Source organism: Sphingomonas sp. IC081 (genome assembly GCF_006874585.1).
In the GTDB taxonomy this organism is placed as follows: Bacteria; Pseudomonadota; Alphaproteobacteria; order Sphingomonadales; family Sphingomonadaceae; genus Novosphingobium.
The window spans coordinates 3,467,683-3,492,452 of the sequence record NZ_CP029761.1; the positions used below are offsets into that span (position 1 = coordinate 3,467,683).

Genomic DNA, 24,770 nt, shown 5'->3' on the forward strand with positions numbered 1-24,770 from the left:
CCCCCCGTGTTACTGGTCCTCTTGCTCGTCCTCGAAAGGGTCGACGATCGATTCGTCGTGCCCGGTCCCGCTCGACAGGAAGGCCAGCCCCATCAGCGCCGAGGCCAGCAGCATCGAGAACCCCACGCCGACCGCGGTGGCGATGTAGAAGTGGACCGAAACCGTTCCGTTCGAACGGTAAAGCAGGATCACCGAGGCCAGCACCAGCCCCACGGTGACGATCATCATGTAGGCCATGATCCGGCGATAGCGCGCCCAGGCATGGGCGGCCTTTTCGGGATCCTCGAGAGGCGAGCGCGGGAACATGCGGCCCATGTGGCGCGTCCCAGGGCCGCTAGCAAGCGAATCCCGCAGGCCATCCCGGCGCGGGTCCTAAGCGCAGCCTAGGCAAACGGACGAAGTGGCGGCGCGCCTGCGGCTGTGATAATCTCGAGTCCGCGAACCGTACAACGGGGGCGTGAGGAGAGGAGAGACGCGAACAATGACGATTGCGCGCATTATCGAGGGCCGGGGGCCCGTCCAGACCTGCCAGATCGATACCGTCGTCAGCGAGGCCGCCGGGATTCTGGCGCAGCGACGCATCGGTGCCCTGCCGATCATGGACGGCGAAACGCTCGTCGGCATCTTTTCCGAACGCGACGTGCTCTACCGCCTGCATGACAGCGGCCCGGACATGCTGCAAAAACCCGTTGCCGAAGTGATGACCTCGCCGCCGGTGACGGTCGAACCTTCCACCCCGGTGCTGAGCGCGCTGGCGCTGATGACCCGGCGCCGCATCCGCCACCTGCCGGTGGTCCAGGACGGGCGCATGGTCGGCTTCGTCTCGATCGGCGACCTGGTGAAATACCGCATCGACAAGGTGGAATCCGAAGCCGCCGCGATGCGCGACTATATCCAGATGGCCTGAGTCCGTCTGAAAATCCGCCTTCGGCGGATTTTGGGGGGAGGGGGCCGGTACCGCCCCCAAACCTTGCCGGAACGCGCCGCGAGGCTTACATCGCGGGCATGGACCAGACCGTAACACTCAGCCCCTCGGCAGCGGCGCGCGTCGCCGCGATCGCCGAAAAGCAGGGCAAGCCCGCGATCCTTCGCCTCTCGGTGGAAGGCGGCGGCTGCTCGGGCTTCCAGTACAAGTTCGGCCTCGCCGAAGCGCCCGAAGCCGACGATGCGGTGGCCGAGACCGATGGCGTGCGCCTCGTTGTCGATTCCGTCAGCCTCGACCTCGTCAGTGGCTGCGTGGTCGATTACGTGGAATCGCTTGGCGGCGCCGCGTTCCGGGTCGAGAATCCCCAGGCCGCCGCCGGCTGCGGCTGCGGGTCCAGCTTCTCCGTATGAAAAAGATCGCCACGTTCAACATCAACGGGGTCAAGGCACGCCTGCCCCGCCTGCTCGAATGGCTGGAAGAGACCCGCCCCTCGGTCGCCTGCCTGCAGGAGATCAAGAGCCAGGACGAGGGCTTCCCGATCGCCGAGTTCGAGAAGATCGGCTATCAGGGCATCTGGCATGGCCAGAAGGGCTTCAACGGCGTCGCCATCCTTGCCGATGGCGAAAAGCCGGTCGAGATCCAGCGCGGGCTGGAGGGTGAGCCCGAGGACGACCATTCGCGCTATCTCGAAGCGGACGTGTTCGGCCTGCGGGTCGTGTGCATCTACCTGCCCAACGGCAACCCGGTGCCCGGCCCCAAGTTCGACTACAAGCTGCGCTGGATGGAGCGCCTGCGCCGCCGCATGGCCGCGATCCGGGCCGAGGAAGTGCCCGCGATCATCACCGGCGACTACAACGTGATCCCGACCGATCAGGACATCTGGTCGCCGTCCGCGATGGCCGCCGACGCGCTGATGCAGCCGGAATCGCGCGACGCCTATTTCCGCCTGCTCGGCGACGGCTGGACCGACGCCGTGGCCACGCACAACCCGCGCGGCGGCATGTGGACCTTCTGGGACTACCAGGCCGGCGCCTGGCAGCGCGACCACGGCTTCCGCATCGACCATGCGCTGCTCTCGCCCGAACTGGCCGACCGGCTGCACGCCTGCGGCATCGACAAGGCCTATCGCGGCCGCGAGAAGGCCAGCGACCATACCCCGGTCTGGGTGCAGCTCCGGGACTGATTGTTTGACAATCCGCCATGGGCGGATCTTGCGGCACCGGCCCTCTCCCCCACCCGACCACCCAAGAGAGTACCCTGTAGGGTGGGGGCGAGGGCCGGGTACCGCACGCAAAATGCCCTCACGGGCATTGTTCAAGCCAGCAAACGAGAACGGGCCCGGAAGCGATGTGCTTCCGGGCCCGTTCTCTCATGTTCGGAACGGAGGCGGGTATAAGCCCGCGATCCGCTATCCTCAGCGATAGAAGATGTGATCGTCGACCTGAGCGATCTTGGTCAGGCGCCACTTGGGCGAGACGCGCTTGGCGTGGAAGAACAGGGCGTCGTCCGCCTCGCTCTTCCAGCTTTCTTCCACCGCGATACGGGCGATGGCCAGCGCTTCGCGCCAGTCGGCCGAAGACTCGCGGATGCTGGGCATGTGCTTGCCCTGCACGAACGAGAACTGGCCCGGCTGATAGACCACGCCGCAGTAGCTGGCGGGGAAACGACCGGATTCGGCGCGGTTGATGACCACGCGGCCCACGGCAAGCTGGCCTTCCAGCGTTTCGCCGCGGGCTTCGAAATAGATGGCGCCGGCAAGGCAGCGCGTCTGGCGATCGACCGAACCGCCGCTGGGCTGCATGGCAACCAGTTCGGCAAGGGATTCGGCGTCCTGCGGATCGCTTTGGCTGGCATCTTCGGCCTGGCTGTCCGTCACGGCTGCCCCGTCGGTGGGGAGGGACTGGACGACCGGCGTCGAAACGAATGCCGTCTGGGTTTCCGATTTAGCCGCAACCAGAACCGGCTGGTTTGCGGCAGCGCCCGAACCCTGTGCGCTGAAGAGGGCGGTCATAACCGTTGCAGCAAGCGCGACCACGCTTGCCCACTGCACTTTGCTTCGCATCAAATCTTGTTCAAAGGCGGTGAACCAGTCCGACGCAGGCGGGAACGAAAGGCTCTTTGGAGCGTTATCGTTCGCAAATCCTGCCGACGATTCCCCGTCTGCGTGCTAGCCAGGCGGACCGAATTGTTGCCCAAGCCGCATTCGCGTCTGGAGGGCCACTTAACTTGCGGGCCGTGCAAGTCAACCTGAATTAGCCGCCGATGCCGATGAGTCGTTCGGGTCTTGCGACATCCAGTTCGACGATCCAGAGGTCCGGGTCCTGCGCCCCGCGCTTTTCGACATAGTCCGAAAAGTCCCGCGAATCGGGCGTTTCCTGCCGTTTCGAACACGTCCAGGCGCGGCTGCCATCGAGCTGCGGCATGCGTTCGTAAGCCCTTGCATCGCGACCGTTTTCGAGCAGCACGAGCATGATCGTCCCGGCGTCGCGTTCACCCTTTTGCATAACCATGCCAAACCCGCCGGCACTTTCGGCGGTACGGATCAGGGCACCGACCTCGAGGTGCGCGGGCAGGCGGGCATCCATGGATCAGGCGACCCCGGCGTAGCCGGGCAGGCCCGAAAGCGCGATGCGCGAACGCATGAACGTGCCGGTGCCGCGCCCCACTTCGTCCCCGGCTTCATCGATCAGCCGGGATTCGGCGACCAGCACCCGGCGGCGGCCACTCACCCAGCGCCCTTCGGCGACGATCGAGCCGCCCTTGATGGGCTTGCTCAGCAAGAGATTGAACGAGGTGGTCAACAGGAAACGGTCGGTGACCAGCGTATTGGCCGCATAGAAGGCGGCATCGTCGAGCATCTTGAAATAGATCGTGCCATGCGCGGCGCCCGCCGCGTGGAAGCACGAAGGATCGACATCGAACCGGATCCGCGCCAGCCCCTCGCCGGGAACCTCCAGCCGCGACGTGAACAGCCCGTTGATCGGTGCCGAGGCATAAAGGCCTTCGAGCGCCCGCCAGTGCAGGGCCGCGCCGCTGGCGTCGGCTCCGCTGACTTCGGGGTCGATCCCAGACACTGTGGAACCGACCTCGGAGTCCTCAGGCGGCATCGCGGTCGATGACATTGCTGATGAGGCTGTAGATCGCCTCGGTGCCGGGCGCATCGATCAGCGCCTCGTGCATCCGTTCATCGCGCATCATGCGCGAGATCGCGGCAAGGGCATGGAGATGGGCAGCGCCCGCCGCTTCGGGCGAGAGCAGACCGAACACGATGTCGATCGGCATGCCGTCGGCCGCTTCGAATTCCACGGGAGAATCGAGCCGGATAAACACCGCGACGGGACGGGTGATACCGTTCATGCGGGCATGGGGAATGGCAATTCGACGACCGAATCCGGTGCTGCCGAGCGCCTCGCGTTCGAGAATGCGGGTCAGCACCATCTCGCGGTCGAGCCCGTAGACGGTGTGGAATACTTCGGCAAGGCGGCTCAGGATGGACGCTTTGGTGTCTGCGCTGGCCGTGGTCACGGCATCGGGCAACAGAGTGAAAAGACTGCTCATTTTCGGTTCTGATTCTGATTTAAGATCGGTTGCTAATGGTTAAACGTCCACAACCCCCGGGGGTACCGGGGGCTGCTTCCTCTCCTCCGATCAGAAGTGCAGGCGCCGGGAGACGCTGTGGTCGCGTCAGTGCGGCTCGACCCAGCCAATCGAACCGTCGCCGCGGCGGTAAACCATATTATGACGGCCAGTGCCAGCGTTTTTGAACAGCAATGCCGTGGTATTACGCAGGTCCAGCATCATCACCGCGTCCGAAACCGTGGCCTCGGGAACGTCGACGCGGGTCTCGGCAATGACCACGGGGGCGTCCTCGACCTCGGCCTCGTGATCGTCTTCGACAAGCGTGTCTTCAAAGATCGTATAGGCGGCTTCCTCGGCGGCGACGGCAAAGGCAGTCTGCTCGTGGCGGTCCTTGATGCGGCGCTTGTAGCGGCGCAGCTGCTTGTCGATCTTCTCCGATGCCTGGTCGAGCGCGACATGGGCGTCCTGGGCAAGGCCAGTGCCCTTCAGCACGAGATTCTGCATCACGTGCATGATGATATCGCAGCGGAAAGCCCCGGCGGGCGCACGACCGAACGTGACATGCGACGACAGCGCGCGGCTGAAGTACTTGTCGATGATCGTCGTCAGTCGTTCGCTGGTGTGGATCTGCAGGGCCTCGCCAGTTTCAACCTGGTGACCAGAGACGCGGATGTCCATGAGCGAATACTCCTTCTGCTATGATATCATTCACCCCAGAGCGGGGTATCGACCGACTTGAGAAACGCCTCGTGAAGAGAAAGTTCCGCTTCGGTAGCCGCGTGGGGACGCGGCTGGCGGAAGGGCCGGTCCTTGCGCACAAGGACTTTGGCTTCCGCCACGATTTCAGTGGTTTCGGCCCCCAGTTCGAGACCGATCTGGCGACCGCCGCGCAGCTCGACATAGACCTGCGCCAGCAGTTCCGCGTCTAGAAGCGCGCCGTGTTTGGTACGATGACTTCGATCAATTCCGTAACGCGTGCAAAGCGCATCGAGCGAAAGCTTGGCGCCGGGATGGCGCACCTTGGCGAGCGCGACCGTATCGACCATGCGCGAACGATCGACCTTGGGCAGCCCGATCCGGTCCAGTTCGTGATCGATGAAGTTGAAGTCGAACGCGGCATTGTGCGCGATCATCGGGCTGTCCTCGATGAAGTCGAGGAAGTCCTGCGCGCCTTGCGCGAACAGCGGCTTGTCGGCGAGGAAGGCGTCGGACAGTCCGTGCACCGCCTCGGCCTCGGCCGGCATCGACCGTTCGGGGTTGAAATAGGCGTGGTAGCTGCGCCCGGTCAGCACCCGGTTGACCATCTCGATGCAGCCGATTTCGACCAGTCGGTCCCCGTTCTTGGGGTCGAATCCCGTGGTTTCGGTATCGAAGATGATCTCTCGCATCTGTTCTCATATCTGCCTGCCGGGGCGGCTTCGCAAGGCCCCGGGAACGATTATTCCGCTTGGCCCAACGCGCGCAGGATGCGCTCCACCTCTTCCCGTGTTCCTGCATGCGACAGGCCGGTGTCGATGACATGGTCGGCACGCCTGCGTTTTTCCGCATCCGGCACCTGAAGCGCCAGAATTTGTTCGAATTTCTCCTCGGTCATGCCGGGCCTTGCCAGCACGCGGGCACGCTGCACATCGGCCGGGGCGGAGACCACGGCCACGGCATCGAGCCCTTTGTGGCCGCCTTTTTCGTAGAGCAGGGGAATATCGAAAACCACTAGGGGCGCATCGGCATTTTCCCTTAGGAAAATCTGCCGTTTGACCGCGACCGCGGGGTGGACGATCGACTCGAGTCGCGCCATCGCCTCGCGGTTGCCGAACACCGCCGCGCCCAGCCGGGCGCGGTCGACTCCCTGCGGGCCGGTGGTGCCCGGAAAGGCCGCCTCGATCGCGCCGAGAAGGGCCCCTTGCGGACCTTGCAGTTCATGCACCGCCGCATCGGCATCAAAGACCGGAACCCCCAGTTCGCGCATCATCGCCGCCACGGTCGACTTGCCCATGCCGATCGAGCCGGTGAGGCCCAGAATCTTCGGACGCCTTTGCGCGGCGCTGGCCCTGGTGGTGGTCACGCTTCCAGCCGGCGCCGCAATTCCTCGTCGCTGGCCGCATCGCGCGGCGGCTCGTGGCCGAAGAAGTGGGTGAAGGCGACACCGGCCTGGCCGATCAGCATCGCCAGGCCGTCGACCGTGGCAAAGCCCGCCGCGCGGGCCGCCTGCAGGAACGCCGTGTCGCGCGGGCTGGTGACGATGTCGTAGACCACGCTGCCCGGCGGCGCATGGGTGAAGTCGAAGGGCAGGGCTTCCTGCCCGGTCATGCCCAGCGGGCTGGCATTGACCACGAGGTCAAGGCACTGCGCGCGGTCGTCGAAGGCAAAGTCGGTCGGCGCGGCGAAGTGGCCGAGGTGAATCGCGTGATGGTCCTGCTGGGCGGTGAGTTCGTCCAGCATCGCGCGGGCCTTGTCCGGGTCGCGCCCGGCCAGCACCACCACAAAACCGCGCTCGGCGAGCGCCGCGACGATCGCCCGCGAGGCGCCGCCGGTGCCCAGCACCCGCGCCATGCGGAACAGGTGCGTTTCGGCAAGGCGCGATTCCAGCGGTTCGAGGAAGCCCGGCGCATCGGTGTTGTAACCGGTCAGCGTACCGTCCGCCTCGCGCACCACGGTATTGACCGCGCCGATCCGGGCCGCCAGCGGATCGAGCCGGTCGAGCAGCGGCACGATCGCCAGCTTGTGCGGCATCGTCACGTTGCAGCCGCGCCAGTCCGGATCGGCGCGGCGGGCGGCGAGATAGTCGGCCAGCCCTTCGGCGGTGACCAGGCACCGTTCGTAGCGGGCCGCGATGCCCAGCTTCTCCAGCCAGAATCCGTGGATCACCGGCGACTTCGACTGGGCGATGGGATCGCCGATCACTTCGGCATAAGGGGTGCCGGACTCCGGCGCGTTCCCGCTTACGGTCATTGTTCGATCTCTCCGAGACGGCGCAGCGCCGCCTGCACTTTCAGCAGCGGCATGCCGAGGATGGTGAAATAATCGCCTTCGATCTTCTCGAACAGCTGCACGCCGCGCGCCTCGATGCGAAACACGCCGACGCAGCCCGCCACTTCGGGCCATTCGGCATCGAGGTAATGCTCGATGAAACGATCCGACAGGGTCACGACGTGGAGTGACGCCACGGCGTCTTCCGCCCAGACGATCTCGCCGCCGCGGGCCAGCGCCGCGGCGCTGTGGAGATTCAGCGTCTTGCCCGAGAAGAACCGCAGATGCTCGGCCGCCGCCTCGCGGCTGGCGGGTTTGTCGAACCGGCGGCCGCCGCATTCGACCAGGGAATCGCTGCCGAGCACGAGGTCGCCGGGAGCAGCTGTGGACAACTGCCCCGCAAGGGCAGTGGATACCGCCAGGGCCTTGGCCCTGGCCAGTTCCAGCGCCACTTCGGCCGGGCTGGCCCCCGCCAATCCCGATTCTATCCACCGCTCATCCACATGGGCAGGCTGGGTACGGAAGGCGATGCCGGCCGCTTCGAGCATGGCACGGCGCGAGGCGCTCTGGGAGGCGAGTACGATCATCGCTGGTTCCTGGAAATCAGACCGGACCGCCGATGTCGCGCGCCTGTGCGTCCTCGGCCTTCCGTTCGTTGTAGATATTGATGATTGCCGCCGCGGTTTCCTCGATCGAGCGGCGAGTCACGTCGATCACCGGCCAGGAATTGTCCGCGAACATGCGCCGGGCATACTTCAACTCGTCCTCGACCCTATCGGTCTTCACGTAATCGGTGTCGGGCGACTGGCTGAGCGAGAGCAGGCGGTTGCGGCGGATCTGGATCAGGCGCTCGGGCGCGGTGGTGAGGCCGACGACCAGCGGCCGCTTGAGGCCATAGAGCAGCGGCGGCGGCGGGCTTTCCACGACAATGGGGATATTCGCGACCTTGTAGCCGCGATTGGCGAGGTAGATCGAGGTCGGCGTCTTGCTGGTGCGCGATACCCCGGCCAGCACGATGTCGGCCTCTTCCCAGTCTTCCCAGGCGATGCCGTCGTCATGGGCAATGGTGAACTGGATCGCGTCGACCCGCGCGAAGTAGGCATCGTCGAGCCGGTGCTGGCGCCCCGGGCGGCCCTTGGCTTCCTGCCCGAGCAGGGCCTCGAGCGCGTCGGTCACCCCGTCGAGCACCGCGATCGCAGGCAGGCCGAGCTGCTGGCAGCGTTCCTCCAGCCGCCCACGGGTTTCCTCGTTGACCAGCGTGAAAAACACGAGGCCGGGATTGGCGGCGATCTCGCCCATGATCCTGTCGAGGTGCTGCTGCGAGCGCACCATCGGCCAGAAGTGCCGCAGGACGTCGGAATCGTCGAACTGGGCGAGCGCGGCCTTGGCGATCATTTCCAGCGTTTCGCCGGTGGAATCCGAGAGAAGGTGGAGGTGGAAACGCGCCATTTTCGGCCTTTTTCGCGGTTTTCAGGGGGCCCACAGGGGCTCTGTGGATATGTCCCGGCATAAACCACGGGATGGATACGGTGACAACTCGGGAGGCGGTTTTCCTCCCCGTTGAACCGATTCAATGGGGTGAGTCTTAAACAAGATTCAAAACCGGCCCACAGCCTGTGGGAAACCGGGATAAAGAATCTTTGACTCAGACTCTACGGAGAGTCGCGGATGACTCTTGAACCTGTTCAGCCCGGGATAAATCGGGCAGGGTTCAGCCGTCCCCGATATCCACAGGACCAACAGACTCTATCATCCTTTTAAGAATCTTATTTTTTTGGACTGGACCTGAATCTCGATGCCTGGCCTTCTTCTCGACACCCTGCGCAAAACGAACCCGGGCAAGCGCCCGATCTGGCTCATGCGCCAGGCGGGTCGCTACCTCCCCGAATATCGCGCCCTGCGCGCCGACAAGGGCGGATTCCTCGCGCTGGTCTATGATACCGACGCGGCCGCCGAGATTACCCTCCAGCCGATCCGCCGCTTCGGATTCGACGGTGCGATCCTGTTTTCCGACATCCTGATCGTGCCATACGCCATGGGACAGGACCTCGAGTTCCTTGCCGGCGAAGGCCCAAAGCTCTCTCCGCGTCTGGTCGACAGCGCCCTTGGCAATCTCTCCGCGGTGCCCGAACGGCTCACGCCGATCTACGAGACGGTGCGCAAGGTTCGCGCCGCCCTCGATGACGACAAGACGATGCTCGGCTTTGCAGGAAGCCCCTGGACGGTCGCTACGTACATGTGCGCGGGCGAGGGGAGCCGGGACCAGCATGAGACCCGCGCCATGGCCTATCGCGACCCTCAGGCCTTCGGAGAGGTGATTCAGGCTATCGTGGGGGTGACTGTCGAATATCTCAGTGGCCAGATCGAGGCCGGGGCTGAGGCCGTGCAGTTGTTCGATTCCTGGGCAGGCTCGCTCTCGCCCGCCCAGTTCGAGCAATGGGTGATCGCGCCCAATGCCGCCATCACCGCCGCGATCAAGGCGCGCCATCCCGAGACTCCGATCATCGGCTTCCCCAAGGGGGCCGGCGAAAAATTGCCCGCCTATGCCCGCGAGACCGGGGTGGACGCGGTCGGAATCGACGAAACGATCGACCCTGTCTGGGCCGCGCGCGAATTGCCGCAGGGCCTGCCGGTGCAGGGCAATCTCGATCCGCTGCTGCTGCTTTCGGGCGGCGAGGCGTTGGAATCCGGTGCGCGCCGCGTGCTCGATGCCTTTGCCGACCGCCCGCACGTGTTCAACCTCGGGCACGGAATCGGCCAGTTCACGCCGATCGAGAACGTCGAGGCGCTGCTGCGCATCGTGCGCGGCTGGTCACGCTGAACAAGGCCCTTCCGCGCACGGGAGGGCTTCAACCCACTGGAATCACCTTGAACCGCGCGGGGCGAGGGTGCAGGAGGGGCGCGATCGCCGTCCCACTGCCGCTCCAACGAGACCCCGCGCGCCGATGCAGGAAACGCTCTCCATGCTCTATCTCTGGCTGAAAGCCGGACATGTCATCTTCGTGATCTTCTGGATGGCCGGGCTGTTCATGCTGCCGCGCTATTTTGTCTATCACCAGGAAGCCGAGCCGGGTTCGGCGGAAGCGGCGCGCTGGATCGACCGCGAGGCGAAGCTGCGCAAGATCATCCTGACCCCCTCCATGATCATGGTCTGGGTTTTCGGCCTGGCCACGGCCTTCTCGATCGGCGCCTGGAGCCAGGGCTGGCTGCATGCCAAGTTGCTGTTCGTGCTGGGTCTTTCCGGCTACCACGGCTGGCTGGTCGGCTATGCGAAGAAGCTGGCCAAGGGCGAACGCGTGCTGACCGGCAAGCAGCTGCGCCTGCTCAACGAGATTCCCGGCCTCGCCGCCGTGGTCATCGTCATTCTCGCGGTCGTCAAACCCTTCTGACCCGCAGGCGCGCGTCCGGGACCGCCCAGGACTGCACGCCCCCCCCCCGGCCCTCCAGAGCCGAAGCATCGCATGCAGGATCCACTGGGCGCAGACGCCGTCCGCCCTGTGGATCGCGCGTTGACCAAAAGCCGCGTAATCCCTATCTGATCGTTGTCCCGGCACAGGGCGGCGAGCCCATTCTCCTGCCCGGATCCGCTTTCCCCAAGCCCATCCGATCCGCCGGCCGACCTCCATACAATTTCCATTCGGAAACCAGAAAAAATGCATCTCAAGGAACTCAAGAAAAAATCGTCGGCCGAACTGGTCGAAATGGCAGAGGAACTGGGCGTGGAAGGCGCGTCGACGCTGCGCCGCCAGGACCTGATGTTCGCCATTCTCAAGGAAGTGGCCGAGGACGGTGAGGAAATCATCGGGCAGGGCACGATCGAAGTGCTGCCGGACGGCTTCGGCTTCCTGCGCAGCCCCGAGGCGAACTACCTTGCCGGTCCCGACGACATCTACGTCTCGCCCAACCAGGTCCGCAAATGGGGCCTGCGCACGGGTGACACCGTCGAAGGCGAAATCCGCGCCCCCAAGGACGGCGAGCGCTATTTCGCGATCACCAAGCTCATCAGCGTCAACTTCGACAGTCCCGACGTGGTGCGCCACCGCGTCAACTTCGACAACCTGACGCCGCTCTATCCCGACCAGCGCCTGAAGCTCGACACCTCGGACCCGACGGTCAAGGACAAGTCGGCCCGCGTGATCGATCTCATCAGCCCGCAGGGCAAGGGCCAGCGCGCCCTGATCGTGGCGCCGCCGCGCACCGGCAAGACCGTGCTGCTGCAGAACATCGCCAAGGCCATCACCGACAACCATCCGGAAGTCTTCCTGCTGGTGCTGCTCGTCGACGAGCGCCCGGAAGAAGTCACCGACATGCAGCGCAGCGTGAAGGGCGAGGTGATCTCCTCGACCTTCGACGAACCTGCCCAGCGCCACGTCCAGGTCGCCGAAATGGTGATCGAGAAGGCCAAGCGCCTGGTGGAACACAAGCGTGACGTCGTGATCCTGCTGGACTCGATCACCCGTCTCGGCCGCGCCTACAACACCGTGGTGCCCAGCTCGGGCAAGGTGCTGACCGGCGGTGTCGACGCCAACGCCCTGCAGCGCCCCAAGCGCTTCTTCGGCGCCGCGCGCAACATCGAGGAAGGCGGTTCGCTCTCGATCATCGCCACCGCGCTGATCGACACCGGCAGCCGCATGGACGAAGTCATCTTCGAAGAGTTCAAGGGCACCGGCAACTCGGAAATCGTCCTCGACCGCAAGGTGGCGGACAAGCGCATCTTCCCGGCACTCGACGTCGGCAAGTCGGGCACGCGCAAGGAAGAACTGCTGGTTCCCAAGGACCAGCTCACCAAGATGTGGGTCCTGCGCCGTATCCTCATGCAGATGGGCACGGTCGATGCGATGGAGTTCCTGCTCGACAAGATGAAGGACTCCAAGACCAACGAGGACTTCTTCTCGACGATGAACCAGTAAGCGGGGATCGGGGGCGTGAGCATTCTCGATACTCTTGCCGCGACCGCCGCGACCGCCGCGATGGGCGGTCCGGCGGAGATCTGGCACCATATCGTCACCGATTTCTCGAACCTGGGGACGCCGGCAGCCATGTCGGCGTTCCTGCAGGTGCTGATGATCGACGTGGTGCTGGCGGGCGACAATGCCATTGTCGTCGGCGCCCTGGCCGCGGGACTGCCGGCAGAGCAGCGCAAGAAGGTCATCGCCATCGGCGTGATCGCGGCGCTGGTCATGCGCATCGGCTTCGCGCTGGTGGTGACCTGGCTGCTGGGCATCGTCGGCCTGGTCTTTGCGGGCGGGCTGCTGCTCTTGTGGGTGGCGTGGAAGATGTTCCGCGAGATCCGGGGCGGTGAGCATTCGCCGGGTTCCCCCGAGATCGAGGGGGACGAGCATTCCGGCGTCAATCCGGCCAAGAGTTTTGCCGGAGCGGCGATTTCCGTTGCCGTGGCCGACATCTCGATGTCGATCGACAACGTGCTGGGCGTGGCAGGGGCGGCGCGCGATCATCCGGGAATCCTGATCGTCGGCCTGATCGTGGCGGTGGCGCTGATGGGCGTCGCGGCGAATTTCATCGCCCGGTACATCGAGCGTTATCGCTGGATTGCCTGGATCGGCCTGGTGGTGATCCTCTACGTGGCGGTGAAGATGATCTACGAAGGCTGGATCGATCCGCAGCTGGGCATCATCACCCTGATGTGACGAGAAACAGAAAAGGGCCCGGGAGCCAGACTCCCGGGCCCTTTTTGGTGTTCAGGGAACCAGGACCGTGGACCCTGTCGTCGCCCGGGATTCCAGGGCCCGGTGGGCCTCGGCGGCATGCTCGAGCCGGAAGGTCTGCCCGATCCTGGGCGAAAGGACGCCATTGGCGATCCGGTCGAACAGTTTTTTCGCGCTACCCGCCAGTTCCTCGGGCGTGGCGACATAATCGGCGAGCGTCGGGCGGGTGAGATAGAGCGAACCGGCGCGCATCAGGTCGAGCGGGGGCAGCGGCGGTACCGGGCCGGAGGCATTGCCATAGGTCACCATGAGCCCGCGCCGGCGCAGCGAGGCGATCGAGGCGTTCCACGAAGACGCGCCGACACCGTCGTAGACGACATGGCACATCGCACCGGACGTGATTTCGCGGATCTTCTCAGGCAAATCATTGAAATCGCAGGACAGCGAATGCTCGCCGGGTACCCCTGCGGCCTTTTGCGGCGAACCGCTATGGGCAATCACGGTCACGCCCTTGTCAAGCAGCCAGGGCACCAGCAGCGAGCCGACGCCGCCCGCGGCCGAATGGACCAGCGCGACATGGCCGGCAGCGGCGGGGAAGGTATCTTCGGCAAGATAACAGGCCGTCAGGCCCTTGAGCATGACGGCAGCGGCAATCTCGGGCGCGATTCCTTCCGGGATGCGCATGGCCTTGTCCGCCTGAAGCAGCCGGTGCGTGGCATAGGCGCCCCCGGCGCTGGTGGTGCCGACACGCTCCCCGATGGCGAATCCGGAAACACCCTCGCCCAGCGCGATGATCCGCCCGACACTTTCGGAGCCGAGGCTGATCGGCAGGGGATCGGGATAGAGCCCCTTGCGGTAATAGGTGTCGATGAAGTTGAGGCCGACGGCTTCGGTCTCGATGACGATCTCGCCGATGCCGGGCGAGGGCACGGTGAAGTCTTCGCGTTCGATCACGTCGGGGCCGCCATGCCGGCGGGCGATCATGCGGTATCCGGTAGTCATCCGATTTGGGTCCTTCAGAACACGCGGCGGAAGGTATCCGCCCGCGCCACCTTCCACGCGCGTGCGTAAGGCGTGGAGTCGGGATCGGCGAGCAGCTCGCCGGGCTTGAGAAAGGGATAGACCTCGTCGAGCGGACCGGCCTTGGCACTGTCTATGCGCTGGTACATGTCGTGCTGGTTGAGGTCCCAGGGGCTGTCGTAACCCATCGAGACAACGATCTCGCGCAGGGCTTTGAGCGTCTCCTTCTGGAAACGGGCCACGCGTTCGGCCTTGTCCTCGACCACCAGGCCGCGCTGGCGCCAGAACGACTGGGTGGCGACCCCGGTCGGGCAGGCGCCGGTATGGCACTTCATCGATTGCACGCAGCCCAGCGCGAACATGAACCCGCGCGCGGCATTGCACCAGTCGGCGCCCAGCGCGAAGGCACGGGCCATGCCGGCGCCGGAATGAATCTTGCCCGATGCACCGATCCGCACCCGGTCCTTCAGGTTGGCGCCGACCAGAGCATTGCGCACCAGCATCAACCCTTCGCGCAGCGGCATGCCGACATTGTCGGTCAGTTCCTGCGGCGCCGCGCCGGTGCCGCCCTCGGCGCCGTCGACCACGATGAAGTCCGGGGTGATTCCGGTTTCGATCATCGCCTTTACGAGCGCCATGATCTCGTGCGGCTGGCCGACACAGAGTTTCATGCCGGCGGGCTTGCCGCCCGACAGGGTGCGCAGCTGCACGATCCATTCGAGCAGTTCGATCGGTGTCGAGAAGGCCGAATGCGCGGCGGGGGAGAGGCAGTCCTTGCCCGCTTCCACCTTGCGTGTCTCGGCGATTTCCTGCGTGACCTTGGGGCCGGGCAGGACACCGCCATGGCCGGGCTTGGCACCCTGGCTGAGTTTGATCTCGACCATCTTCACCTGATCGCTCTGCGCCTGCCGGGCAAAGAGGTCGGGATCGAAGGTGCCGTCCTTGTGGCGGCAGCCGAAATAGCCGCTGCCCAGTTCCCAGATCAGATCGCCTCCGTAGGTGCGGTGATAGGGGCTGATCGACCCTTCGCCGGTATCATGCGCGAAGCCGCCGAGCGCCGCACCCTTGTTGAGCGCCTCGATCGCATTGGCGGAGAGCGAGCCGAAACTCATCGCCGAGATGTTGAGCAGGGCGCTTTCGTAAGGCCTGCTGCAATGCTCGCCGCCGATCTTCACGCGCCAGTCCCTGGCGGCGTTCTCGTTCGGGGCGATCGAATGGCCGAGCCATTCGTATTCGTCGGAATAGACGTCCAGCTCGGTACCCATCGGGTGCGAGTCGTTCTCGCCCTTCGAGCGGGCATAGACGAGGCTGCGTTCCTCGACGGTGAAGGGGCGGCCTTCGCGGTCACCCTCGACGATATAGGCGCGCAAGTAGGGGCGCAGGTCTTCGAAGAGCCATCGCATGCGGGCGATGAGCGGATAGTTGCGTCGTAATGCGTGGCGTCCCTGCACGAAGTCCCAGAGGGTCAGCAGCAGGATCGGCACCATGAGCCACAAGGCCCCGCGCCACCATGGAAGGAACCAGCAGGCGGCCGTGAGAGACACGACCGCGAGCGGGACGGCGTAGCGCGGGGCAAGGGTCATCGTCGTTTAGCCGATGTGCTCCGCGAAGAACGCCTCGGTTCGGCCATCGGCAAGCGCGGCGCCGGCTTCGTCGCGGCGGGCGCCGATCTCGGCGGCAAAGCCGTGGTCGAGCCCTTCGTAGTCCCAGAGGGTGACGCGGGCATGATCGTCCAGCCCGTCGTGGATTGCCTTCTGCGCGGCGGCATCGACGAAGTGATCGGCGGTGGGAATGTGCAGCATCAGCGGACGGGCGATCGCGTGCTTCTCGTTGAGCATCTGGTCGATCATCACGCCGTAGTACCCGACCGAGGCATCGATGTCGGTACGCGCGGCGACCATGTAGGCGATGCGGCCGCCCATGCAGAAGCCGACGAGGCCGACCTTGGCGACATCCTGTTCCCGGCGGATCCAGTGAATCACCGCTTCGAGATCGCGAATGCCGAGATCGAAGTCATGGCCCATCATGTAGTCGATCGCCTGCTTGAACTCGCCTTCGTCATAAGGGCTGAGTTCGACGCCGGGCTTCTGGCGCCAGAAGCTGTCGGGCGCGACCGCGAGATAACCCTTGGCGGCCCAGCCATCGGCCTTCTGGCGAATACCGGCATCGACGCCGAAGATCTCCTGCTGGACAATGATTGCGCCCCGCGGGGTGCCTTCGGGGCGGGCGACGTAAGCGGGAATCAGGCCCTCGCCGTCGAGCGTGGGGATTTCGGTGTTGGTCATGGGGAGTCTCCTGAGAACCTTCGGGTCTTTGGAACCGTTTGTCGGAGGTAGGCCCGGGCGATGGACTTTGCCAGCGCACTGTGCCAGCTATGATACAGAAATTCCAAGCGGGAGCGCGGTGATGAAGGTCAATGTCGAGGTAGAATGCTCGCCCGAAGAGGCCCGCCGCTTCCTTGGCCTGCCCGATGTGACCAAGGCCAACGAGGTCTATGTCGATGCGCTCAGCAAGGCGATGCAGGGTGTCGGCAGCGTCGATCAGCTTCAGGAACTGACCAAGCAGGTCGCGCCAATGGGCGAATTCGGGCTGAAGCTGTTCCAGCAGCTGATGGAAAGCGGTGCCGCCATGGCGCTTAGCGGCGTGCTCAATCCGCAAGGCGGCAAGCCCAAGAAGGACAACTGAGCCTTCACGGACGAACCCGCTCGGGCTAGGCGGGGTCCATGTCCGAAACCGTTTCCGCTTCCACCATCTTTGCCTTGTCGAGCGGTGCGCCGCCGGCTGCCATTGCCATCATTCGTGTGAGCGGCCCCGAGGCCGGGGCTGCGCTTTGCGCTCTGGCGGGTTCGCTGCCCGAACCGCGCCGGGCGCACTACCGCGTGCTGCGGGACCGCGAAGGGTCCGTGCTGGATCAGGCGCTGGTGCTGTGGTTCCCGGGACCGACGACGGCCACCGGCGAGGACCTGGCCGAGTTCCATCTTCATGGGGGCAGGGCGGTGGTCAACGCCGTCGAGGCGGAACTGGCCCGGCTGCCGAAGTTGCGCCGCGCAACTCCCGGGGAATTCACCCGCCGCGCCTTTGCCAACGGCCGGATCGATCTCGCCGAGGCCGAAGGGCTGGCGGACCTGCTCTCCGCCGAGACCGAACTGCAGCGTCGTTCGGCGCTGGCGATGGCGGGCGGTGCCTTCTCGCGGCAGGTCGAACAGTGGCGCGACCGGGTGCTGAGGGCTTCGGCTTCGGTCGAGGCAGTGCTCGACTTTGGCGACGAGGATGACGTTGCCGATCTTCCCGCGGACTTCATCGCCCAGCTTGCCGAGTTGCGCGAAGAGCTTTCGGACTGGCTCGATCGTCCGCGTGCCGAGGCGCTGCGCGAGGGCTACCGGGTGGTTCTGGCGGGACCGCCCAATGCCGGCAAGAGCACGCTGTTCAATGCGCTGGTGGAGGATGAGGCGGCGATCACGTCTCCGCTCGCCGGGACCACACGCGATGTGCTGACGCGCGCCGTCTCGATTGGCGGGGTGCCGTTCCTGTTCGGGGATACGGCCGGGCTGCGGGACGAGACCGGTGACGTGATCGAGGCCATCGGCATCTCGCGCGCCCGCGATGCGCTGGACCGGGCGGACCTCGTACTCTGGCTTGGCCCGGAAGGAGAGGGGCCGGAAGCGGCGTGGGAAATCGCGGCGCAGGCCGATGTGTTCCACGTGGAACACAAGGCCGAGGCGCGCCACCGGATCTCGGCGGTGACCGGTGAGGGCATGGACGGCCTGCGCAGCGATCTTATCGAGACGGCGCGGGGGGCGATGCCGCGTCCGGGCGACGCGGCTTTGAATGCGCGTCAGCACGCTCTTGTCGGCGAAGCGGAAAGGGCGCTTGCCGCAGCGGGACGGGAGAGTGATCCGCTGCTGGTGGCCGAGGCGCTGCGTCTTGCGCGTGTGGCGTTCGATGCGCTGATCGGCCGGGCGACCACCGAGGACATGCTCGATGCCCTGTTCGGACGGTTCTGCATCGGCAAGTGAATAGAGTGTGTTCCACGTGGAACACACCTTTGACGCGATTCACGCTTTCGAGTAAGCGCGTCGGATGCATTCCTTCGACGTGATCGTGATCGGCGGCGGCCATGCCGGCTGCGAGGCGGCGGCCGTGGCCGCCCGCATGGGCGCGCGCGTGGCGCTTGTCAGCTTCGACATCGACGCCGTGGGCGCCATGAGCTGCAATCCCGCCATCGGCGGATTGGGCAAAGGCCACCTCGTGCGCGAGGTTGATGCCTTTGACGGACTCATCGGCCGGGCCGCCGATGCGGCGGCGATTCACTATCGCATGCTCAATCGCTCGAAGGGCAGCGCGGTGCAGGGCCCGCGTGTCCAGGCCGACCGCAATCTGTTCAAGGCCGCGATCCATCGCATGCTGAAAGAGCAGGGCGATCTGACTCTGGTTGCGGGCGAAGCCGCCGCGCTGGTGATGGAGCAGGGCAGGGTGGTCGGCATCGATCTGGCCGATGGCTCTCGTCTCGATGCGCGCGCGGTCGTGCTCTGCACCGGCACGTTCCTGGGCGGAACTCTGTTCCGGGGCGAGGAACGCATGGTCGGCGGCCGGATCGGCGAAAGCTCGGCGCAAAAGCTGGCGGCGCAATTGCGCGAAGCCAAGCTGCCGATGGCCCGTCTCAAGACCGGCACCCCGCCGCGTCTCGACGGCCGCACCATCGATTGGGCGCGGCTGGGCGAGCAGCCCTCCGATGTCGAGCCCTGGACGATGTCGGCCATGGGGCAGCGCCGCGAAGTGCCGCAGGTGTTCTGTGCCATCACGCGGACGAACCCGCGCACGCATGAGGTGATCCGCTCCAACCTCCATCGCTCACCGCTGTTCTCGGGCGCGATCGGGGCGCAGGGGCCGCGTTATTGCCCTTCGATCGAAGACAAGATTCACCGCTTTGCCGACCGTGACGGGCACCAGATTTTCCTTGAGCCCGAGGGCCTCGACAATCCGCTGGTCTATCCGAACGGCGTGAGCACCTCGCTGCCCGCCGATGTCCAGCTGGACATGCTGCGGACCATGGAAGGGCTGGAGCGCGTGGAGATGGTCGTGCCGGGTTATGCGGTCGAGTACGATCACATCGATCCCAGGGCGCTGCGCACGAGTCTGGAACTGCGCGAGATGGCCGGTCTCTATTGCGCCGGGCAGATCAATGGCACGACCGGATACGAGGAAGCCGCCGCACAAGGGCTGGTCGCCGGCATGCATGCGGCTGCTGCGGTACTGGGCCGGGAGCCGGCGCCGCTGGACCGGGCCAACAGCTACATGGCGGTGATGATCGACGATCTCACCCTGCACGGCGTGAGTGAGCCCTATCGCATGCTCACCGCGCGTGCCGAGTACCGTCTGCGCCTTCGCGCCAACAATGCGACCACGCGGCTGACTCCGCTGGCTATCGACGCGGGCGCGGTCGGCCCGGCTCGGCGGGAATGGTTCGCGCGCCGATTGGAAGCGCGTGCGGAACTGGAAGCGGCTTTCGACGTGCCGGTGGCGTCCGCCGAGATGGCGCAGGCTAGGCTTCCTGTGCGCGCCGACGCAGGCCGTCTCCCTATCCGGGAGTGGCTGCGGTTTGGCGGTGTCGATCTGGCGGGACTCTCGCCATGGATCGCCAGCGAGCATCTCGCCGATTCCGCGCTGGCGGAAGAACTGGCCGAAGATGCGGCCTATGCGCCTTATCTTGATCGGCAGGAACGCGAACTGCGCGATCTGCGCGCGAGCGAGTCCCTGCCGCTCCCCGACGATTTTCCCTATGCCGAGATTCCCGGCCTCTCGCGTGAGATGGTCGAGCGATTGACCAGGGCGCGACCGGAAACGCTCGCCGCCGCCGGTCGGATTCCCGGTATCACTCCCGCAGCGCTTGCGGCGCTGCTTGTCCATGCCCGCAAGGAAGCAGCGTGATTTCCACTGAAGACGAAGCGCGCGACTGGCTGCGCGCTCTGCCCGAATACGACCAGGCCGCGCAGGAGCGGCTGGAGATTCTGGTCCGCATGCTGGCCGACGAGAACACCCGGCAGAATCTGGTTTCGGCGGCCAGTCTCGATCAGGTTTGGCTGCGGCATATCGTCGACAGTGCCCAGCTGCTCCCGCATGTTCCACGTGGAACATCCTCGCCCTGGATGGACCTTGGCACCGGCGCGGGTTTCCCCGGTCTGGTGATCGCGGCGCTGCGTCCCGAGTGTGACGTGCTGATGGTCGAATCGCGGGCGCGGCGAATCGAGTGGCTCGATCGCGCCCGACTGGCGATGGGGCTCGACAAGGCGAGGGTGCTTGGTCAGCGTCTGGAACTGGTAGAAACACGTGAGGCGCGCGTGATCTCGGCGCGCGCTTTTGCGCCGCTGGAAAAACTCCTCACCTTATCCGCGCGGTTTTCCACAAGCGACACGGTCTGGCTGTTGCCCAAAGGGCGGTCCGCACAGCAAGAATTGGATGACCTTCGCAAATGGCGGCATGTGTTCCACGTGGAACAGTCCCTGACGGATCCGCAAGCGGGCATCATTGTCGGCACGCTGGCCGGCGGGAAGGGTAAGACCAAGTGATCCGTATCGCGATTGCCAACCAGAAGGGCGGTGTCGGAAAGACCACGACGGCGATCAACATCGCTACCGCGCTCGCCGCCACTGGCTGGAAAACGCTGCTGATCGACCTCGACCCGCAAGGCAACGCCTCGACCGGGATCGGCATTTCCGCAGCGGAACGAACCGCCTCGTCCTATGACGTGCTGGTCGATCGCGCCCGGGTTGCCGAATGCGTGATGGAAACCAAGATTCCCGGCCTCGACCTGTTGCCGGCGACGGTGGACCTTTCAGGCGCCGAGATTGAACTGGTCAACGCCGAGGACCGCGCCAATCGCCTGCGCACGCAGTTGCGCCCCGATCTGGGCTATGACGTCTGCCTGATCGATTGCCCGCCCTCGCTGGGCCTGCTGACGCTCAATGCGCTGACGGCGGCGGATACCTTGCTGGTGCCGCTGCAGTGCGAGTTCTTTGCGCTCGAAGGCCTCAGCCAGCTTCTGCAGACGGTCGAGCGGGTGCAGCAGCGGTTCAATCCCGATCTCGGCATCATCGGCATTGCGCTGACCATGTTCGACCGCCGCAACCGCCTGACCGACCAGGTCTCCGAAGACGTGCGTTCGGTGCTGGGATCGCTGGTGTTCGAAACCACGATCCCGCGCAACGTGCGCCTGTCGGAAGCGCCGAGCCACGGCGTGCCGGCTCTTATCTATGACCACACCTGCGCAGGCAGCCGCGCCTACATGGCGCTTGCCCGCGAACTGATCACCCGACTGCCCGAGAAGAGGAAAGCGGCATGAGCGAAGAATCCATTGTCGGCGTCCCCCAGCAGGACGCTGTAGCTGCGGAAAAGCCATCGCCGGTACGCCAGAAGCCCAAGGGGCTGGGGCGCGGTCTGGGGGCGTTGCTCGGTGAAACCCGACGCGAGGAGCCGCTCTCTGCCGGGGGAGAAAGCACCGGTGCGCCGTCGACGCGCGCGGGCGGTCTTGCGGTTCTGGCGATTTCCGACATCACCCCGCATCCCGATCAGCCGCGCCGGATCTTCGACGAGGAAGCGCTGGAGGAACTTGCCGCCTCGATCGCGCATCGCGGGGTGATTCAGCCGATCATCGTGCGGCCGATGCCGCGGGGCGGCTATCAGCTGGTTGCCGGTGAACGCCGCTGGCGTGCGGCGCAAAAGGCGCAGCTGCACGAGATTCCGGCGCTGGTGCGCGAGCTCACCGAGCGTGAGGTCATGGCGCTGGCGCTGATCGAGAACCTCCAGCGCGAGGATCTCAATCCCATCGAAGAGGCGCGCGCCTATAACCGCCTGGCCGAATTCGAGGGCATGACCCAGGCCGAGATCGCCCGCATGGTCGACAAGAGCCGTAGCCATATCGCCAACTTCCAGCGCCTGCTGGCACTGCCCGACGGCGTGATCGCCAAGGTCGAGAACGGCAGCCTGTCGATGGGGCACGCGCGTGCGCTGATTGGCTGCGACGATGCCGAGGAAATCGCCGAGGCCGCGATCGGCAAGCAGATGTCGGTGCGCGATGTCGAGAAGCTGGTGCGCAAGAAGCTGCGCGGTGATGTGGCACCGCGCCGGGCGCGTACGGCCCGCAACGCGACGGAAGATGCCGACATCGCCGCCGTGCAGAACCACCTCGAGGAATTCCTCGGCATGCCGGTGAAGATCAGCGCGGATGCCGATCCCAAGTCGGGGACGGTGACGATCCGGTATGCGACGCTCGATCAGCTCGATCTGGTGTGTCAGCGTCTGACGGGCGGAGCCATTTAAGAAAAGAGGATGATTCTGGGGCCATGGGCCCCAGACCCCGTTACCGTCTTCGTCGCGTCTCGCACGATTGGTTGAGCTTGAACTGCAGCGTTTGAGTCGTTGAATGCCCTGGGGGCGGCCAGTCTCCGCAATGAGTGCGCATCGGTCAGGCGAGGCGGCGACGGAGACAGAATTGGGGGGGCAGGGGGGCGAAGTCTATCCCGAGCTTCGCCGATGGGCTCCCCTGCGTTATTCTTAAATTCTTGACAGAACTGAATTAAATCGCCCCGGCAACCGCCGCCGCGAAGCGCTCGATCCCCGCAGCATCCTCGTCGTCGAAACGGCCGGGCAGGGGGCTGTCGAGGTCTATCACCGCGATCACCTTGCCATCGCGCAGCACCGGCACCACCAGTTCCGAGCGGCTCGCCGCGTCGCAGGCGATATGGCCGGGGAAGGCGTGGACGTCGGGCACGACCTGGGTCTCGCCGCTTTGTGCCGCCGTGCCGCAGACGCCCTGGCCGAAGGGGATGCGGATGCAGGCGGGCTTGCCGATGAAGGGCCCCAGCACCAGTTCGTCTGCCACGTTGCGGTAGAAGCCGGACCAGTTGAGGTCGGGCAGGTACTGCCAGAGCAGCGCGGCGAGGTTGGCCATGTTGGCAACCGGGTCGGGCTCGCCGGCGATCAGCGCCTGCGCGGCCTCGACAAGTTCGCCATAGAGTTCGGGCTTGGGCGTGTCGCCCTTGGGTGCGAAGTCGTACATGGCGGAGGGGTTACTCCAAGTCCTTGTTGCCGCCTAGCCGGTGCGCGCTTATTCCATGCGGCATGCGCTCGATACTCATCAAAGTCGCCGTCGTCCTGCTGCTGATCGTCCTCGCCATTGTCGGGGTGATTGCCTGGGCGCAGTATTCCAACACGTCCGACCTGCCGCTCGATGCGACGACGGGCAAGGACCCGAAGCTGGTCGAGGCCGATCCGCAGACCATTCCCAGCGTCAAGCTGGTGAGCACGGTGGGCTGGGCCCAGGGCGAGAAGCCCGCGGCGGCGCCGGGGCTGGCCGTCAGCCGCTTCGCCGAAGGCCTGGACCATCCCCGCACGATGCTCACCCTGCCTAATGGCGACGTGCTGGTGGCCGAAGCCAATGCGCCTGCCGGCAACAAGCCCGGCGGCCTCACCGGCATGGTCATGGGCTGGATGTTCAGCCAGGTCGGCGCCGACGTGCCATCGCCGGACAAGATCGTGCTGCTGCGCGATGCCGATGGCGACGGCAAGGCGGAAACCCGTTCGGACTTCCGCACCGCGGACATGCATTCGCCTTCGGGCATGGCCTATCGTGACGGCAAGCTCTACATCGCCAACCACGATGCCGTGCTTGAATTCGCATTCACGCCCGGCGAGACCAAGCTGGTCGGCAAGCCGCTGCGCAAGATGATGGACCTGCCGGCTGCCGGCAATCACTGGATGCGCAACCTGCTCATGAGCGAGGACGGCGAGCATCTCTATGTCGCGGTGGGGTCAGCCACCAATATCGCCGACAACGGCATGGAAGCGGAATCGGGCCGCGCGGCGATCTGGGAGATCGACGTCGCGACCGCCAAGGTCCGCCAGTTCGCGGCCGGTATGCGCAATCCCAACGGCATGGGCTGGAATCCCTCGACCGGGGAACTCTGGGCCACCGTGCAGGAGCGTGACATGCTCGGCCCCGATCTGGTGCCGGACTATCTGACCAGCGTGCCGGTCGGCTCGCAGTATGGCTGGCCGTGGATCTACTGGAAGACGACTTTCGACGACCGCGTCCAGTGGCCGATGCAGACCTACATGCTCGAATATACCCGCAAGCCCGAATACGCGATGGGGGCCCATGCGGCCGTGCTGGGCATGGTCTTTGCCAAGGGCGGCATCGTGCTGGGCGACAAGTATGCCAACGGTGCCTTCGTGGCGCGCCACGGTTCGTGGAACCGCCGCCCGGCGGTGGGCTACGACGTGGTCTTCGTGCCCTTCGACAAGAACGGCAATCCCCGGGACGTGAAGCCGATTCCGGTGCTCTCGGGCTTCCTCAAGGACGCTTCGCATACGCGTGGCCGCCCGACCTGGCTGGCCTTCGACAAGACCGGCAGCCTGCTGGTCAGCGACGATACGGCGGGCATGATCTGGCGCGTCAATGCGCCGGGGGCCAAGCCGGCCGCCGCGATCACGGCGGTGGAGACCGAGCACATGAAGCCGCTCAAGGAACTGAAGGATCCCACGGTTCCGGGTGTCGATACGATCGCCGGTTTCAAGAAGGGACCGGACCGCCTGTTGCCCTGACGGGCAGACCTGCG

29 protein-coding genes are annotated in these 24,770 nt (G+C 65.4%); 14 read left to right on the forward strand and 15 right to left on the reverse strand.

Translation table 11 applies throughout. The annotated features are described in order from the left end of the window. Window positions 1-9: 9 nt before the first annotated feature. Window positions 10-306: a hypothetical protein gene (locus DM450_RS16360; protein WP_142638032.1), complete on the reverse strand. Its 297-nt coding sequence runs from the start codon at window positions 304-306 to the stop codon at window positions 10-12. A gap of 175 nt (window positions 307-481) precedes the next feature. Between DM450_RS16360 and DM450_RS16365 the strand changes: the two genes are divergently transcribed. The 3 genes from DM450_RS16365 (at window position 482) to xth (ending at window position 2,108) form a co-directional block, all read left to right on the forward strand. Then, window positions 482-907 carry a CBS domain-containing protein gene (locus DM450_RS16365; RefSeq protein WP_142636567.1) on the forward strand — a complete coding sequence of 142 codons (426 nt, stop codon included), beginning with the start codon at window positions 482-484 and terminating at the stop codon, window positions 905-907. A 98-nt stretch (window positions 908-1,005) separates the two neighbouring features. Continuing rightward, window positions 1,006-1,335, forward strand: coding sequence for a HesB/IscA family protein (locus tag DM450_RS16370; RefSeq protein ID WP_142636569.1), 330 nt, complete (start codon window positions 1,006-1,008; stop codon window positions 1,333-1,335). Next, window positions 1,332-2,108: an exodeoxyribonuclease III gene (xth, locus tag DM450_RS16375; RefSeq protein ID WP_142636571.1), complete on the forward strand. Its 777-nt coding sequence runs from the start codon at window positions 1,332-1,334 to the stop codon at window positions 2,106-2,108. The genes DM450_RS16370 and xth overlap by 4 nt, the downstream gene beginning before the upstream one ends. A 231-nt stretch (window positions 2,109-2,339) precedes the next feature. Here the strand turns inward: xth and DM450_RS16380 are convergent, their stop codons facing one another. The 10 genes from DM450_RS16380 to DM450_RS16425 all read right to left on the reverse strand — a co-directional run bounded on the left by DM450_RS16380 (window position 2,340) and on the right by DM450_RS16425 (window position 8,920). Then, entirely contained in the window at window positions 2,340-2,936 is a 597-nt protein-coding gene (locus DM450_RS16380; protein WP_370584556.1) for a cell wall hydrolase, read from the reverse strand. Between the two features lie 241 nt (window positions 2,937-3,177). Beyond that, a complete protein-coding gene (locus DM450_RS16385; RefSeq protein ID WP_142636575.1) occupies window positions 3,178-3,510 on the reverse strand; it encodes a DUF1491 family protein in 333 nt (110 codons plus the stop codon). A gap of 3 nt (window positions 3,511-3,513) precedes the next feature. After that, a complete protein-coding gene (locus DM450_RS16390) occupies window positions 3,514-4,032 on the reverse strand; it encodes a PaaI family thioesterase (protein ID WP_142636577.1) in 519 nt (172 codons plus the stop codon). Continuing rightward, window positions 4,022-4,483 (reverse strand): PTS sugar transporter subunit IIA, encoded by a 462-nt coding sequence (locus DM450_RS16395; protein WP_142636579.1) that lies wholly within the window; start codon window positions 4,481-4,483, stop codon window positions 4,022-4,024. Before DM450_RS16395 ends, DM450_RS16390 begins: the two co-directional genes overlap by 11 nt. A gap of 126 nt (window positions 4,484-4,609) precedes the next feature. Continuing rightward, entirely contained in the window at window positions 4,610-5,182 is a 573-nt protein-coding gene (gene hpf, locus DM450_RS16400; protein ID WP_142636581.1) for a ribosome hibernation-promoting factor, HPF/YfiA family, read from the reverse strand. 26 nt (window positions 5,183-5,208) lie between these two features. Continuing rightward, entirely contained in the window at window positions 5,209-5,892 is a 684-nt protein-coding gene (gene dnaQ, locus DM450_RS16405; RefSeq protein ID WP_142636583.1) for a DNA polymerase III subunit epsilon, read from the reverse strand. A gap of 50 nt (window positions 5,893-5,942) precedes the next feature. After that, the gene (coaE, locus tag DM450_RS16410; RefSeq protein ID WP_260609933.1) at window positions 5,943-6,566 is read right to left on the reverse strand and encodes a dephospho-CoA kinase; all 624 of its coding nucleotides are present in this window, start codon (window positions 6,564-6,566) and stop codon (window positions 5,943-5,945) included. Then, window positions 6,563-7,453 carry a shikimate dehydrogenase family protein gene (locus DM450_RS16415; RefSeq protein WP_142636585.1) on the reverse strand — a complete coding sequence of 297 codons (891 nt, stop codon included), beginning with the start codon at window positions 7,451-7,453 and terminating at the stop codon, window positions 6,563-6,565. The genes coaE and DM450_RS16415 overlap by 4 nt, the downstream gene beginning before the upstream one ends. Beyond that, entirely contained in the window at window positions 7,450-8,058 is a 609-nt protein-coding gene (locus DM450_RS16420; protein WP_142636587.1) for a Maf family protein, read from the reverse strand. The genes DM450_RS16415 and DM450_RS16420 overlap by 4 nt, the downstream gene beginning before the upstream one ends. Before the next feature lie 16 nt (window positions 8,059-8,074). Beyond that, window positions 8,075-8,920, reverse strand: a complete 846-nt coding sequence (locus DM450_RS16425; RefSeq protein WP_142636589.1) for a pyruvate, water dikinase regulatory protein — start codon at window positions 8,918-8,920, stop codon at window positions 8,075-8,077. 346 nt (window positions 8,921-9,266) lie between these two features. On the opposite strand from DM450_RS16425, the gene hemE reads away from it, so the two are divergent. The 4 genes from hemE to DM450_RS16445 all read left to right on the forward strand — a co-directional run bounded on the left by hemE (window position 9,267) and on the right by DM450_RS16445 (window position 13,119). After that, window positions 9,267-10,292, forward strand: a complete 1,026-nt coding sequence (hemE, locus tag DM450_RS16430; RefSeq protein WP_142636591.1) for a uroporphyrinogen decarboxylase — start codon at window positions 9,267-9,269, stop codon at window positions 10,290-10,292. A 142-nt stretch (window positions 10,293-10,434) separates the two neighbouring features. After that, on the forward strand, window positions 10,435-10,860 hold the full coding sequence (locus tag DM450_RS16435) for a CopD family protein (protein ID WP_370584555.1): 426 nt from the start codon (window positions 10,435-10,437) through the stop codon (window positions 10,858-10,860). Window positions 10,861-11,124: 264 nt separating this feature from the next. Beyond that, window positions 11,125-12,381 (forward strand): transcription termination factor Rho, encoded by a 1,257-nt coding sequence (rho, locus tag DM450_RS16440; RefSeq protein ID WP_142636595.1) that lies wholly within the window; start codon window positions 11,125-11,127, stop codon window positions 12,379-12,381. Between the two features lie 60 nt (window positions 12,382-12,441). Beyond that, on the forward strand, window positions 12,442-13,119 hold the full coding sequence (locus tag DM450_RS16445) for a TerC family protein (protein ID WP_185928786.1): 678 nt from the start codon (window positions 12,442-12,444) through the stop codon (window positions 13,117-13,119). A 51-nt stretch (window positions 13,120-13,170) separates the two neighbouring features. Here DM450_RS16445 and DM450_RS16450 read toward each other — a convergent pair whose 3' ends face one another. Genes DM450_RS16450 through DM450_RS16460 form a run of 3 tightly spaced genes read right to left on the reverse strand, consistent with a single transcriptional unit; the run spans window position 13,171 to window position 16,442 of the window. Continuing rightward, window positions 13,171-14,139 (reverse strand): quinone oxidoreductase family protein, encoded by a 969-nt coding sequence (locus DM450_RS16450; protein ID WP_142636599.1) that lies wholly within the window; start codon window positions 14,137-14,139, stop codon window positions 13,171-13,173. 14 nt (window positions 14,140-14,153) lie between these two features. After that, the gene (locus DM450_RS16455) at window positions 14,154-15,740 is read right to left on the reverse strand and encodes an FMN-binding glutamate synthase family protein (protein ID WP_142636601.1); all 1,587 of its coding nucleotides are present in this window, start codon (window positions 15,738-15,740) and stop codon (window positions 14,154-14,156) included. A 6-nt stretch (window positions 15,741-15,746) separates the two neighbouring features. After that, complete coding sequence (locus DM450_RS16460; protein WP_142636603.1) at window positions 15,747-16,442, reverse strand: dienelactone hydrolase family protein; 696 nt, start codon at window positions 16,440-16,442, stop codon at window positions 15,747-15,749. Window positions 16,443-16,563: 121 nt separating this feature from the next. On the opposite strand from DM450_RS16460, the gene DM450_RS16465 reads away from it, so the two are divergent. The 6 genes from DM450_RS16465 (at window position 16,564) to DM450_RS16490 (ending at window position 22,473) form a co-directional block, all read left to right on the forward strand. After that, window positions 16,564-16,842 carry a DUF6489 family protein gene (locus DM450_RS16465; RefSeq protein ID WP_142636605.1) on the forward strand — a complete coding sequence of 93 codons (279 nt, stop codon included), beginning with the start codon at window positions 16,564-16,566 and terminating at the stop codon, window positions 16,840-16,842. 38 nt (window positions 16,843-16,880) lie between these two features. After that, the gene (mnmE, locus tag DM450_RS16470) at window positions 16,881-18,173 is read left to right on the forward strand and encodes a tRNA uridine-5-carboxymethylaminomethyl(34) synthesis GTPase MnmE (protein WP_142636607.1); all 1,293 of its coding nucleotides are present in this window, start codon (window positions 16,881-16,883) and stop codon (window positions 18,171-18,173) included. A 64-nt stretch (window positions 18,174-18,237) separates the two neighbouring features. Beyond that, window positions 18,238-20,085 (forward strand): tRNA uridine-5-carboxymethylaminomethyl(34) synthesis enzyme MnmG, encoded by a 1,848-nt coding sequence (gene mnmG / locus DM450_RS16475; RefSeq protein WP_142636609.1) that lies wholly within the window; start codon window positions 18,238-18,240, stop codon window positions 20,083-20,085. After that, a complete protein-coding gene (gene rsmG / locus DM450_RS16480; protein ID WP_142636611.1) occupies window positions 20,082-20,723 on the forward strand; it encodes a 16S rRNA (guanine(527)-N(7))-methyltransferase RsmG in 642 nt (213 codons plus the stop codon). Before mnmG ends, rsmG begins: the two co-directional genes overlap by 4 nt. Next, on the forward strand, window positions 20,720-21,496 hold the full coding sequence (locus tag DM450_RS16485; protein WP_142636613.1) for a ParA family protein: 777 nt from the start codon (window positions 20,720-20,722) through the stop codon (window positions 21,494-21,496). Before rsmG ends, DM450_RS16485 begins: the two co-directional genes overlap by 4 nt. Then, window positions 21,493-22,473 carry a ParB/RepB/Spo0J family partition protein gene (locus DM450_RS16490; protein WP_142636615.1) on the forward strand — a complete coding sequence of 327 codons (981 nt, stop codon included), beginning with the start codon at window positions 21,493-21,495 and terminating at the stop codon, window positions 22,471-22,473. The genes DM450_RS16485 and DM450_RS16490 overlap by 4 nt, the downstream gene beginning before the upstream one ends. Window positions 22,474-22,729: 256 nt before the next feature. On the opposite strand, the gene DM450_RS16495 is transcribed toward DM450_RS16490, so the two are convergent. After that, window positions 22,730-23,212 (reverse strand): GAF domain-containing protein, encoded by a 483-nt coding sequence (locus DM450_RS16495; protein ID WP_142636617.1) that lies wholly within the window; start codon window positions 23,210-23,212, stop codon window positions 22,730-22,732. A gap of 62 nt (window positions 23,213-23,274) precedes the next feature. Between DM450_RS16495 and DM450_RS16500 the strand changes: the two genes are divergently transcribed. Further along, on the forward strand, window positions 23,275-24,756 hold the full coding sequence (locus DM450_RS16500) for a PQQ-dependent sugar dehydrogenase (protein ID WP_142636619.1): 1,482 nt from the start codon (window positions 23,275-23,277) through the stop codon (window positions 24,754-24,756). The last annotated feature ends 14 nt before the right edge of the window (window positions 24,757-24,770 follow it).